Origin of the sequence: Shewanella colwelliana ATCC 39565, from assembly GCF_000518705.1 — a bacterium.
Taxonomy (GTDB): Bacteria; Pseudomonadota; Gammaproteobacteria; order Enterobacterales; family Shewanellaceae; genus Shewanella; species Shewanella colwelliana.
This window is the reverse complement of the sequence record NZ_JAEC01000008.1, coordinates 160,763-173,519: the sequence shown is the minus strand read 5'-3', so window position 1 is coordinate 173,519 and position 12,757 is coordinate 160,763. Positions and strand designations below refer to the sequence as shown.

Genomic DNA, 12,757 nt, shown 5'->3' with positions numbered 1-12,757 from the left:
ACGACACCTAACTCCCTGCTTTGCTAATGCTCAATAATGCTATTAATAATTGTCTGTGGACTTAAACGCCACCTAATTCCGCACGCTTTTGTTGTATTTTATTTTTGTTTTCTGCCACTTTGTCGGCTCTCCAAGTCAAATTCATCACATGAATAAGCGCCTGGACAGATGCTTCAACGACATCGGTCGCTAAGCCTACACCATGGAAGTTTTGCTCTTGATAGCTGGCGGTTATATCCACCTGGCCTAACGCATCCTGTCCCTGACCTTTGGCACCCAATTTATAGCTGGTGATATTGACTTGGCAGTTACTCGCTCTGGTAATCGCATTGTAAGCCGCGTCAACTGGGCCATTACCTGTCGCCGCTTCAGTAACGGACTGACCCGCCACATCAAGGGTAACCGTTGCGGTTGCTTTACCTTGAGTAGAGTCAGAGTGCACCACTAGCTGCTGCAAGGTGTAATTAGTGTCTTCATCAGCTTGTGCTTCCATATAGACCAAGGCCTCAAGATCGTAATCGAACACTTGGCCTTTCTTGTCGGCTAATTTCAGAAACGCCTCGTACAACACGTCCATATCATAATCTTGTTCGGCGTACCCCATCTCCTGCATGCGATGCTTAATTACATGACGACCGGAACGAGAGGTCATATTCAAATTGCTGCGATTTAAACCAATGCTTTCTGGCGTCATGATCTCGTAGGTATTTTGCGCCTTCAACATGCCATCTTGGTGAATACCCGAAGAGTGGGTAAAGGCATTAGCCCCCACAATAGCCTTGTTAGCTTGCACAGGCATATTACAAAGCTGGCTGACTAAATTAGAGGTGCGGTGAATCTCTTTGGCGTTAATGCCCGTCTCTAAGCCTAAGGCTGCTTTACGCGTTGACAAGATCATGGCGATCTCTTCCAGCGAGCAGTTACCCGCTCGTTCACCAATACCATTGACAGTGCACTCAATCTGGCGCGCCCCATGCTGTACGGCGGTGATAGAGTTTGCCACCGATAAACCTAAATCATCATGGCAATGCACAGAGATAATCGCTTGATCGATATTAGGAACACGATTAAATAAAGTTTGAATAATTGAGCCAAACTCACTCGGTACGGTATAACCCACGGTATCGGGTATATTAATGGTTTTAGCACCAGCTTTGATTGCGGCTTCGACCATGCGGCATAAGTTGTCAATGGGAGTTCGGCCCGCATCTTCACAAGAGAACTCCACATCGTCAGTAAAACGGCGCGCATATTTCACCGCACCAACCGCCATCTCTAACACTTGGTCGAAAGATCGCTTTAGTTTACTTTCAACATGAATGGTTGAAGTAGAGATGAAGGTGTGAATACGAAACTGATCAGCCACTGATAAAGATTGCGCTGCCGCATCGATATCTTTCTCAAGCGCTCTGGCCAATGCACAAACACGGCTATTTTTAACAGTACGTGCAATCGTCTGAACCGAGTCGAAATCCCCCGGAGACGAGACAGGGAAACCAACCTCCATCACATCAACACCAAGTCGTTCCAGTGATAATGCGATCTGCAATTTTTCCTTAACCGTTAAACTTGCCGCTAATGCTTGCTCACCGTCACGTAAGGTCGTATCAAATATTATCACTCGGTTAGACATCTAGTTTCTCCATGGAACGTCTATGTTCTATCTTTTCGTTTTAATCAAATCCATAAACAAAAAAACCCCGCGGTGTTGGGCGCGGGGTTTATGAATGCTGGGTGTGTTATTAAGCGTGCAACACTACATTCTCCGCGCAGAGTCTGCGAGAAAGAGAATAAGGAGGCTGAGTAGTGCACGGTTAGTAGTCATCTATTTTGTATTCAACAATATTAGTTATTTATTCATTATTTTTTATAAGAGCGGTTAATTTTTAACGTGTGTAGCGCTAATAGTCAACCCCATTTTTTTCATGCTATACAGATTAGACCAGCAAAATTGCAGAATGAGTGCACAATTTGACAATCACAGCTGATGATATGCGCCATTAATGTAACAAATTCAATATGGCTGCGCGCAAAATCATCAATCTGCTAGATTGTGACGTAAAAGTTATTTTTTATGCAATTGCTTATAAAAAATCAGTATAATGCGGCTCAATCTACTCATATTAATCGTCTCTCGTTGGAGTTTTATAAATGGATTTTCGCCTACTAGCATTATGCTTCAGCCTTTGGCTGTTTCCAGCATGGGCAAGTATAGAGAGCGATCTAAATGATTTAGCCGATACGGTTTATCAATATCCCAACGAAGCACTAAGCAAAATTGAAGCATTAGAGAGTGCGCTCGACCAAGATAAATTAACCCCAATATTACGGCTACGTCTGGCATTGTTAAAATGTGAGACCTTTGTGCAGCTAGGTGAAAATGAAGCGGCAATTAATTTAGGTCGAATGAGTGACGCCAAGGCAAAGGCGATGCAAATAGAGTCGGCGCGCCCCTATTTTCTTAATTGCATGGCTGGTGCCTATATAGACTACGGTGATTTGCGCCAAGCGCTGACTCTGCTGGATGCATCGATTTATCACTCTCGAGAACTAAAGCAACCTCAATCATTAGTCAACGGATTACTCTTGCGTGGTCGAGTCGATATCCAGATCGAAAGTGAAAGCAGTGCCCTCGAAGATCTGCGGCTCGCACAGGATATTTATCCAGAAACACTCAACCAACAACCCCACTGGATCGTGCCACCATTCCCTTACATTCAATTGGCTATGGCCGAACTCCTCAGCCAAAAAGGACTCTTTAATCAGGCCTTCAATACCGCCAGAGCCACATTGGACAATGAGCAATCAACGGGGAAAGTCAGAATCAACCTGCTACTCAATCTCGCCAAAATTGCTCATAAAAACCAAGAAGTAAAATTTCGCGACGACATGATATTAGAAGCGAAAATTTTAATACCAGAACTGGCAACCGCCACAGAACTCGCAGAAAGTTACAACCAACTTGCGGAAATAGAGTTTCTGCGTGGTAATGATAAAAGTGCAATCCAGCTACTTAATATAGCTATTAATACTTTTGAACAGCAGAAAAAAATCAGCGATAGTCTACATGCCCATAAACTGCTGGCAGAGATAGAGCTAGCAAACGGCAACGAAGCCGCTGGCCTAGATTTAATGAAAAAGGCTATCGGTATAGCTGAACGAACCAATCAATTTTATCAGCTCGTTATTTGCTATCAGGTATTAAGCGATTATTTTGCCAGTGTGGGCAATTACCAGCAAGCCAACCAATACCAGCGCCTCAGATTCGACACAGCTAAACATAGCTACGAGTACCTCAAAGATACCCGTCTCCTTCAAATCAAAGCGCGACTGGCTCGCTACCAACAGTTAGCCCAGAGCAAAAAAACAAACACCTTAAAACTCGATACTCATCTGGGCAACAACTATGGATTGTTCGGGATCATTTTACTGTTCCTACTGCTAACACTGTTACTCATCTTCTCGAGACTTAGGGGTCAAAAACCTCCCAAGCAAGAGATGCAAGGTTTTGAGCCGATGGCCCCGCTCGAAAAAATGGAGGCTCTTTTGGCAAGTGCTAAGCAGATAGGATTTCCGATCACGATTTTATTGATCAATCCAAGTCACTTTTATCGTGCGGATATGAAGCTATTATCAGCGAGAATTTGTGACAAGTTGCGCCAACAAGATATGCTATTTAATAAAGATGCTGATCATGTTGCCCTTTACTCATCTAGAAGGCGCAATGCAGATATCGCAACAATTAGAAGCAGCAATAGAACCCTTGCAAAGTAATGGCAGAGTGGCCATTGGCATTGCGGTGATGCGTCACCATGATACCTTGAATACGCTGATTAAACGGGCAAGTATTGATCAACTAAGTAAGCACAATGAACACTTAGCACATTAACTGTAACCCTGTTACCCCTGCGTCAGATAGTCGCTGATCTCATCTAAAAACTCGTTACCGAAACGATTCAGTTTAGTTTCTCCAACGCCATTGACCGCTAACATCTCGCCAGGACTCGTTGGCAACATAGCGGCCATCTCAGCTAATGTGGCATCGTTAAAGACCAGGTATGGCGGTACGTCCAGCTCTTCAGCTAAACTTCGTCTCAACAATTTTAAACGGGCAAACAATTTGCGATCATAATTTAATGGTGCACGGCTACTGGCTCCGCGTCGCTTCACATTCGTGGTCAATGCAATTCGCGGCTCCGCTAACTGCAAAGGCACCTCGCCTTTGAGTACCGCGCGAGCTTGTGAATTGAGCTTAACCGATGATCCGCGGGTAATATCTTGGCTGGCGTAACCAAGATGAATGATCTGCCGAATAATACTCAACCAGAACTCATGACTTTTATCTTTACCTATTCCCCAGGTTGACAACTTGTCATGCCCACGATCGACAACGCTAGCGGATTTAGAGCCCCTTAGAACCTCAATGAGATGGTTGATACCAAACTTTTGCTGCAAGCGAAAAATACAGGAGAGCACTTTCTATGCATCTTGCACACCGTCATAGCGTTTTGGTGGGTCTAAGCAGATATCGCAGTTACCACAAGGCTCTGATGCACTCTCGTCAAAGTAGTGCAGTAACACTTGTCGACGGCACGTTTGCGCTTCAGCAAATGCAGCCATTGTATTGAGTTTATGAAACTCAACCTGCTGTTGTGGACCAGGCTCTTGTTGTTCAATCAGGTGGCGTACTCGGCCAATGTCTGCAGGGTCAAACAACAGCAGTGCTTCTGCATCTAAACCGTCACGCCCGGCACGTCCGGTCTCCTGATAATAAGCTTCAACGCTTTTAGGTATGTCATAATGCACCACAAAACGAACATTCGACTTGTTTATTCCCATACCAAATGCAACGGTGGCGACGACAATTTCAAGCTGGTCTTTTAGAAAGCGCTCTTGAATGTCAGCGCGCTCCTCTTGTGTCTTACCCGCGTGGTAGCCATCAGATTTATACCCTTGCAACCTTAAGCGTTCAGCCACTTCATCAACACGGCGGCGACTGCTACAGTAAATAATGCCACTGTTGCCATTTTGAGCTTGGATAAATTGGCGCAATTGATTAGCCGCATTGAGCTTTTCGGCCACGGTATAACGAATATTCGGCCTGTCAAAACTGGTCAACAACACATGCGGAGTGATCCCCAAGCGCTGACAGATATCGTGACGGGTAGCGTGGTCGGCGGTAGCGGTTAATGCCATAACAGGCACTGACGGGAACAACTGCTTAAGTTTACCAAGCAGTGCGTATTCAGGCCTAAAATCATGCCCCCACTGCGAAATACAATGGGCCTCATCGACAGCAAATAGCGAGATATTCAAACCTTGCATCCGTTCGATGAAACTCGGCATTAACAAGCGCTCAGGCGATACATACAGTAGCTTTAACTCACCGCGATGTAGTTGCTGAAAAATCTGTAACGAGGCTTCTCTCGATAAAGATGAATTTAGATAAGCTGCCGCAACGCCCATTTGACTAAGACTATCGACTTGATCTTTCATCAAGGAGATCAAAGGTGACACAACTAACGTCAAACCCGGTAGCAGTAGTGCTGGCAGTTGATAACAAAGGCTCTTACCGCCACCTGTTGGCATTATCACTAAACTGTCTTGTGCCTGACAGGCCTGCTCAATCACTTCCCGCTGACCTTGTCTAAAGGTACGGTAACCAAATACCGCCTGCAGGCAGTGTGAGAGCGGATCGGTGTCGGTGGTGTCGACTAAATTAGCAGCGGCGTCCATCTGTCATCATAGTTGTTAATCGGCCGCCTATTCTAAGGCAAGCTGCGCCTGCTTGTCTCGACTGTGAGTACTTAAAGTTGATTTAATTTCTTCCGCCATCAAATCGGCTAAAAATCCATCTAAGACTTGCCCCTATGATTATTAAGGGATAGATTAATTACTCTAAAGGAATGAAGTGATGATGGAGATCAGCCTTAATGACCACCGCAATCCAAGCACAAATTTTAGCCAGCGTTGCCGAAATATTCGATAGCAAAGTGCCGTTCCACAACTTACTTGGCATGGACATCAAACGTTACGACACTGACGGTGTCGAGGTTGTAGTGAGCATGAAGCCGCAACTGATCGGTAATATCCACCAGCAAATATTGCACGGTGGCGTAACGGCCACGGTGCTAGATGTTGTTGGCGGGCTAACTGCGTTTTCAGGATTAGTGGCCAGTCGGGATGATTGGAGCCTAGAAGATCTGCAGACTCGGCTACAAACCCTTGGCACCATAGATTTACGCGTTGACTACCTTCGGCCTGGTCGCGGCCAAGTATTTACCGGCACAGGCACAGTGATCCGTGCTGGCAACCGTGTATCGGTTTGCCGTATGGAGTTACATAATGAACAGGGCTCACACATCGCCTTTGGTACCGGAACCTACATGGTCGGTTAGCCCATGAGTTATTCATAACAGCGCTTGAGTCTAGAACTGTTGCACCCTACAATGCCACTCCTTCTCAATGACTAGAATCCCGAACCTATGGTCGATACCGAATACCGCAAAGGCGTTGCATTAGCAATTTGTGCCTACTGCCTTTGGGGCTTTGCCCCGTTATACTTCAAACTTTTACATCAGGTATCAGCGGCGGAAATTTTGGTTCATCGGGTAATTTGGTCGTTTGTTTTCATGATCATACTGATGAAGTTTATTGGGGGCTTCGCTAAGTTACGCCAACTGTTTCGTCAACCCAAGCAGTTAGGTGTACTAACGATCACCTCGGTGCTGATTGCAGGTAACTGGCTACTGTTTATCTGGGCCGTCAATAATGATCACATGCTCGATGCTAGCTTAGGTTATTTTATTAATCCATTACTTAACGTCTTGCTTGGTATGATATTTCTTGGTGAACGGTTACGTAAGCTACAGTGGTTTGCCGTAAGCCTTGCCTGTGCTGGAGTGTTCGTTCAATTAATCTCTTTTGGTTCTATCCCTTTGGTGTCATTGGCACTGGCCTCATCGTTTGGCTTTTATGGTTTACTGCGTAAAAAAGTTAATGTCGACGCTAAAACAGGCCTATTGGTCGAAACAGCCTTGCTACTTCCTGTCGCCATTATCTACCTGTTTGTCACACTCGACTCAGCCACTGCGAATATGTTTACCAATGAGATTAATATGAACTTATTACTTATTGCAGCAGGCGTTGTGACCTCGGTACCCTTACTCTGCTTTGCAGGCGCAGCGACACGTATCCCGCTGTCTATGCTTGGTTTCTTTCAATACATCGGCCCCAGTATTATGTTTATTCTGGCGGTCAGTTTATACAAAGAGCCTTTTGATCTTGAAAAAGGCATCACCTTTGCGTTTATCTGGAGTGCGTTGGTGATATTTACGCTTGATATGGCGTTAAAGCGTCGACGCAAGCAACAGGGCTAGTAACGACTCTGCCCGCTCAACACTCAATATCAGCAGATAGCCCTCTGTCGTTGGCAACACCAGTACATGATTGCTATTGGTAACGGACAATAGGGCTCTATCGCTATTGGCGATGGTATCTTTTAACTTGAACCATCCCAGTCTATAGCCGGGCAACCCCACGCCATTACTTCTATAACTCAGCTGTGGCGCATCAGCGTCATCCAAGCTAACAATACGTGCCTGCGAAATTAAAAGACTCTCCAAAGGCAATTCAGTGCGATACAAAGGAATATCGACCGTCATCGATGTCGGGGTGACACGAATATTGGCATCATGGGCCTTGAAAAACACCCAAGATAATAGACCCAATACCGCGATCACCATACCCAGCGCAGCAAATTTAGCGCCTTTGGGTAATGGTTTTATCTTTAGCAGAATTAAAATGAAGCCGATGCCGACCAGTAAAGAGACAAATGTCGCACTCGTTGCAGCATCGAAAGCCGTTAGCAGAAAGACTTGAGTATCCATGTTCAAGCACCCTATTTAAATGTCACTGAGGTCTCTGTTGAGCCCCACGATATAAGATTGAGCGGTGGCTCATCCTCAAATTGAATAGCCTCACTATGCACCGCACGACATATTATGTCAAATAGTGCATAACGCCCAACACAAGCAAAAAGACCACGCCTTAACGTGGTCTTCTAAGTGAGCTTTTACTAGAGATCTAACGCGAGAATTTTGGATTTACGTTGATAGTTATACAGCTGCTTTTTCATATCAGGTAATGCATCAACATCAACGATTTCAAAACCATGCTCAAGGAACCAATGGATACTACGCGTTGTTAGTGCAAACAAGCGAGAGTAACCTCGCACCTTGGCTTGCCCAATAATATTCTTCAGCAGTATGCTACCTCTATCGGCATCGCGATAGTCAGGATGCACCACCAAGCAAGCAAACTCACCGGCATTGTCTTCCTCAAACGGATATAGCGCCGCACAACCAATGACCAGTCCGTCACGCTCAATAAGCATAAACTGCTCTATCTCCATCTCTAACTGTTCACGAGAACGTCTGACGAGGATTCCCGCCTCTTCCAGTGGACGAATCAGATCAAGCACACCACCAATATCGGTAATGCTTGCACGGCGCAGTCGCTCTGCGCTCTCGGTGACAATTTGGGTACCAATACCGTCGCGTGAAAAGAGCTCCTGCAACAAAGCACCGTCATCTAAGTAGCTGACAAAGTGACACCGAGCAACACCGTTACGGCAGGCATCGATACTTGCCTGCAGAAAAGCACGCGTGCCTACACACCAATTATCTTCGTCGGTCACCTCTGACAAAATGCGTTGTGCATCGGTTGGCATGAGTTCTGCCAACACTTCGCCAGCACTGTCGAGTATCCCTTTTTGAGCGCTAAAGCCGATCATCTTGTCAGCTTTAAGCTTAACCGCAATCTGGGTCGCCACTTCTTCGGCAGTAAGGTTAAAACTCTCACCCGTCACCGACGCCGCCACCGGGCCAAGTAATACAATACCGTGACTATCTAACTGCCGCTTTAGGCCTTGCACATCTATACGTCTTACTTTACCGCTAAGACTGAAATCGACCCCATTATCGATACCCAGTGGCTGGGCAATAACAAAGTTTCCACTGACCACGTTGATTTGTGCGCCTTGCATTGGAGTATTGCTCAAGCTCATCGATAAGCGTGCAGTAATGTCTAACTGCAATCCACCGACAACTTGCTTAATCACCTTAAACGACTCTTCATCGGTGATCCGCACGCCATTATAATACTCTGGCACCAATTGGCGTTGAGCAAGGGCCTCATCAATCTGCGGCCTAGCCCCATGCACAAGGACTATCTTAATCCCTAAGCTATGCAATAGCGCAATGTCATTGATAATAGAGCGAAACTGACTTTGTGCCAGCGCCTCACCACCTAACATCACCACAAATGTTTTTCCCCTATGTGCATTGACATAGGACGCTGAATGACGAAAACCGTCGACTAACTCAGTAGTGCGCACGCGCGTAACCCCTAATCACAATAAATATGTGCAGCACTGGCTGCAATAAGAATAACCAACCAATAATATTGCATTTAAATTCACTTTAAAAGCATTTATTTTCATTATGGAGAGATTAAATCGCAATAGGGGAACTAAGACGAGATATGAGTAATACAGTAAAAGTTAGTACGACAAAAATGGACGCGAACTCACCCCCTGATTTACTGTTGAAGTCGATACCAATCAGTATAAAGATACCAGCACAGCGACACTGAAGTTTAACTATAAAAAGGCCAAAAAAAAGCCCCTACGAATAGGGGCTTTTCAAAGAAGTTCAATCAAGAATTACTTGATTTTAGATTCTTTATACATAACGTGCTGACGAATAACTGGATCAAATTTCTTGATTTCCATTTTTTCAGGCATGTTACGTTTGTTTTTCTCAGTCGTGTAGAAATGACCAGTTTTAGCGCTAGAAACTAGCTTGATCTTCTCACGGTTACCTTTAGCTTTAGCCATGGTTTATTACACCTTCTCGCCGCGGGCACGAAGTTCTGCAACAACAACTTCGATACCTTTCTTATCGATAATACGCATACCTTTAGTAGAGATACGTAGCTTAACGAAACGCTTTTCGTTTTCTAACCAGAAACGGTGGTTCTGTAGGTTAGGTAAAAAACGACGACGAGTCGCGTTTTTTGCGTGCGAACGGTTGTTACCAACCATAGGCTTCTTGCCAGTAACTTGGCATACTCTTGACATGTCAATCTTCTCCAAAAACAATTTAACGCTCGAGCACTAATGTACCTCGAATATGGCCGTCGCCCGAGGCACACAAAGAGGGCGCATTTTATACAGGATCTAAAATCAAAGATCAAGGGATATTCAATCTATCCATCCCCTCTCTGCAAACGAAACTATCTCACGATCGCCCACAACCATATGGTCTAGCAGCGAAACATCTATAGTTGCCAACGCGTATTTTAATCGCTCAGTAATTCGCCGATCAGCATGACTTGGCTCCGCAACCCCCGAAGGATGGTTGTGGCAAACAATGACAGCCGCGGCTTTTTTCTCAAGCACTAGACTCACCACTTCACGTGGATAAACCGAGGCTGAATCTATGGTACCTCGAAACAGTTCAACGAACTGAATCACTCGATGTTGGCTATCAAGCAATAAGATGGCAAACACTTCATAGGCACGATCCGCTAATTGTCTCATTAAATAGTCCCGAGTTAAATCAGGATCTGTTAAAATCTTGCCTCTTTGTAGATTTTCTTTCGAAATTCGCTTGCTAAGTTCCATTGCTGCCTGTAATTGCGCGTACTTTACTGGCCCGACTCCCTGAATATGACAAACTTCACTCTCACTCGCTGTCATTAGCGCTCTAAGACCACCAAAGTGACTAATCATGGCTCGCGCCAACGACACCGCACTTTGCCCTCTAAGGCCGTTTCTGAGCAGCACAGCCAACAACTCGGCATCAGATAGTTGGCAAGCCCCATCACGTAACAGTTTTTCTCGCGGCCCCTCACCATCGGGCCAATCCCTAATTGTCATACCACCTCCCTGTTGAGACAATTTTGCCGTTAAACGATTAGAGTATGGTCTAGTTTTTAAAAACTTGTATCCTCAAGCCCTGTGGGATTGTGATATGGTTAGCCCACGCCAATTAGGGCAACCTTGATACGATTAGTGATGAAGATGAGTCTGACAAATAAAAAGATATTGCTAGGGATAGGAGGCGGTATTGCAGCGTATAAATCCGCTGATTTAGTTCGCCGTCTAAAAGAACGCGGTGCCGATGTCCGGGTGGTCATGAGCCAAAGCGCCCAAGAGTTTATTACCCCACTAACACTGCAAGCCTTATCAGGCCATCCTATTGCTACAGATCTGCTCGACACCGCAGCTGAAGCGGCCATGGGGCATATTGAATTAGCCCGCTGGGCCGATTTAGTGATCATCGCGCCAGCAACAGCCAACCTCATCGCTCGTATCAATGCGGGCATGGCTGACGAGCTGATCACCACCACTTGCCTAGCCACTGAGGCTCCTGTCGTGCTCTGCCCTGCTATGAATCAGCAGATGTATCGCAACCCCGCAACCCAAGCCAATTTGGATTCTTTGCGCAGCAGAAACATTACAATTTGGGGGCCAGCCTCTGGCAACCAAGCCTGTGGTGAGGTGGGACCTGGACGCATGGAAGAACCTCTGGTCATTGCCGAACGCGTTGAACAATTCTTTGCGCCAAAAATCTTACAAGGTATGTCCCTGCTACTGACTGCAGGTCCCACTCGTGAAGCGATTGATCCTGTGCGTTATATCTCTAACCACAGCTCAGGCAAGATGGGCTTTGCCATTGCCAAAGCCGCTGCAGAAATGGGGGCTAAGGTCACCATAGTGGCTGGCCCAGTGAATCTTGATACGCCACTCAACGTCAATCGCGTTAATGTGAAGTCTACCCAAGAGATGCTTGATGCCGTAATGGAGCAAGTCCACCACAGTGACATTTTTATTGGTTGTGCCGCCGTGTGTGACTACCGCGTAGCCGATATTGCCAACGACAAAATAAAGAAATCAGCCGAAGAGATGGCCCTTGCACTCGTGCGCAACCCTGATATCTTAGCCACGGTTTCCGCGCATAAACAGCGCCCTTTTACCGTGGGGTTTGCCGCCGAAACCCAAGATGTAGAGCATTATGCGAAAGATAAGCTAAAGCGTAAAAAGCTTGATATGATTGCCGCCAATGACGTCTCTGACCCAGCTTTAGGTTTCAATAGTGACGACAATGCACTGAAAGTCTACTGGGCAAATGGCCAGTTTGAGTTGCCCGCAACCGACAAGCTAACCTTGGCAAGACAATTACTTACCTTAATAGCGAAACAGATGAAGCCAGCATGAAAACGCCAATAGAACTTAAGATTCTCGATTCACGTATCGGTACGCAATTTCCGTTACCCGCTTATGCCACACCAGGCAGTGCAGGAATGGATCTTCGCGCCATGATAGACACCACCATGACCATTGGCCCCAGCGAAACTCAATTGATCCCAACAGGTATTGCAGTACACGTTGCCGACCCCAGTCTCGCGGCAGTGATATTGCCGCGTTCAGGCCTTGGTCACAAACAAGGAATCGTCTTAGGTAACCTAGTCGGGCTTATCGACTCCGATTACCAAGGTCCACTCATGGTCTCATGCTGGAACCGTAGCAATGCACCTTTCACATTAGAGATTGGCGATCGTTTAGCCCAACTGGTTTTTGTCCCTGTAGTGCAAGCCGAGTTTAAGTTAGTCGATGAATTTGATAGCTCCGACAGAGGTGAAGGTGGTTTCGGCCACTCAGGCACTCGATAACCAACCTATCTAAAAAATT

The 12,757-nt window shown here is 46.0% G+C and carries 11 protein-coding genes and 1 pseudogene; 5 read left to right on the top strand and 7 right to left on the bottom strand.

Features of this window, described 5'->3' with window-relative positions:
• Nucleotides 1-61: 61 nt before the first annotated feature.
• Nucleotides 62-1,633: a 2-isopropylmalate synthase gene (gene leuA, locus L876_RS0106480; RefSeq protein WP_028763055.1), complete on the bottom strand. Its 1,572-nt coding sequence runs from the start codon at nucleotides 1,631-1,633 to the stop codon at nucleotides 62-64.
• 518 nt (nucleotides 1,634-2,151) lie between these two features.
• Between leuA and L876_RS0106475 the strand changes: the two genes are divergently transcribed.
• On the top strand, nucleotides 2,152-3,774 hold the full coding sequence (locus tag L876_RS0106475; protein WP_028763054.1) for a tetratricopeptide repeat protein: 1,623 nt from the start codon (nucleotides 2,152-2,154) through the stop codon (nucleotides 3,772-3,774).
• 126 nt (nucleotides 3,775-3,900) lie between these two features.
• Here L876_RS0106475 and recQ read toward each other — a convergent pair.
• Nucleotides 3,901-5,736, bottom strand: a pseudogene (gene recQ / locus L876_RS21255) (DNA helicase RecQ).
• 197 nt (nucleotides 5,737-5,933) lie between these two features.
• On the opposite strand from recQ, the gene L876_RS0106460 reads away from it, so the two are divergent.
• Nucleotides 5,934-6,398 carry a thioesterase family protein gene (locus tag L876_RS0106460; protein WP_028763053.1) on the top strand — a complete coding sequence of 155 codons (465 nt, stop codon included), beginning with the start codon at nucleotides 5,934-5,936 and terminating at the stop codon, nucleotides 6,396-6,398.
• Nucleotides 6,399-6,485: 87 nt separating this feature from the next.
• The gene (gene rarD / locus L876_RS0106455; RefSeq protein ID WP_028763052.1) at nucleotides 6,486-7,379 is read left to right on the top strand and encodes an EamA family transporter RarD; all 894 of its coding nucleotides are present in this window, start codon (nucleotides 6,486-6,488) and stop codon (nucleotides 7,377-7,379) included.
• On the opposite strand, the gene L876_RS0106450 is transcribed toward rarD, so the two are convergent.
• From L876_RS0106450 to radC, 5 genes are all read right to left on the bottom strand, one after another.
• Nucleotides 7,350-7,889: a hypothetical protein gene (locus L876_RS0106450; protein ID WP_028763051.1), complete on the bottom strand. Its 540-nt coding sequence runs from the start codon at nucleotides 7,887-7,889 to the stop codon at nucleotides 7,350-7,352. The two genes, rarD and L876_RS0106450, sit on opposite strands and share 30 nt — an antisense overlap.
• A 188-nt stretch (nucleotides 7,890-8,077) precedes the next feature.
• A complete protein-coding gene (argA, locus tag L876_RS0106445; RefSeq protein ID WP_028763050.1) occupies nucleotides 8,078-9,397 on the bottom strand; it encodes an amino-acid N-acetyltransferase in 1,320 nt (439 codons plus the stop codon).
• Between the two features lie 327 nt (nucleotides 9,398-9,724).
• A complete protein-coding gene (gene rpmG / locus L876_RS0106440; protein ID WP_028763049.1) occupies nucleotides 9,725-9,898 on the bottom strand; it encodes a 50S ribosomal protein L33 in 174 nt (57 codons plus the stop codon).
• A gap of 6 nt (nucleotides 9,899-9,904) precedes the next feature.
• Nucleotides 9,905-10,141, bottom strand: coding sequence for a 50S ribosomal protein L28 (gene rpmB / locus L876_RS0106435; protein WP_028763048.1), 237 nt, complete (start codon nucleotides 10,139-10,141; stop codon nucleotides 9,905-9,907).
• A gap of 123 nt (nucleotides 10,142-10,264) precedes the next feature.
• Entirely contained in the window at nucleotides 10,265-10,942 is a 678-nt protein-coding gene (radC, locus tag L876_RS0106430; protein ID WP_028763047.1) for a RadC family protein, read from the bottom strand.
• A gap of 144 nt (nucleotides 10,943-11,086) precedes the next feature.
• On the opposite strand from radC, the gene coaBC reads away from it, so the two are divergent.
• Both coaBC and dut read left to right on the top strand, forming a co-directional pair.
• On the top strand, nucleotides 11,087-12,283 hold the full coding sequence (coaBC, locus tag L876_RS0106425) for a bifunctional phosphopantothenoylcysteine decarboxylase/phosphopantothenate--cysteine ligase CoaBC (RefSeq protein ID WP_028763046.1): 1,197 nt from the start codon (nucleotides 11,087-11,089) through the stop codon (nucleotides 12,281-12,283).
• The gene (gene dut / locus L876_RS0106420) at nucleotides 12,280-12,738 is read left to right on the top strand and encodes a dUTP diphosphatase (protein WP_028763045.1); all 459 of its coding nucleotides are present in this window, start codon (nucleotides 12,280-12,282) and stop codon (nucleotides 12,736-12,738) included. The genes coaBC and dut overlap by 4 nt, the downstream gene beginning before the upstream one ends.
• Nucleotides 12,739-12,757 lie beyond the last annotated feature (19 nt).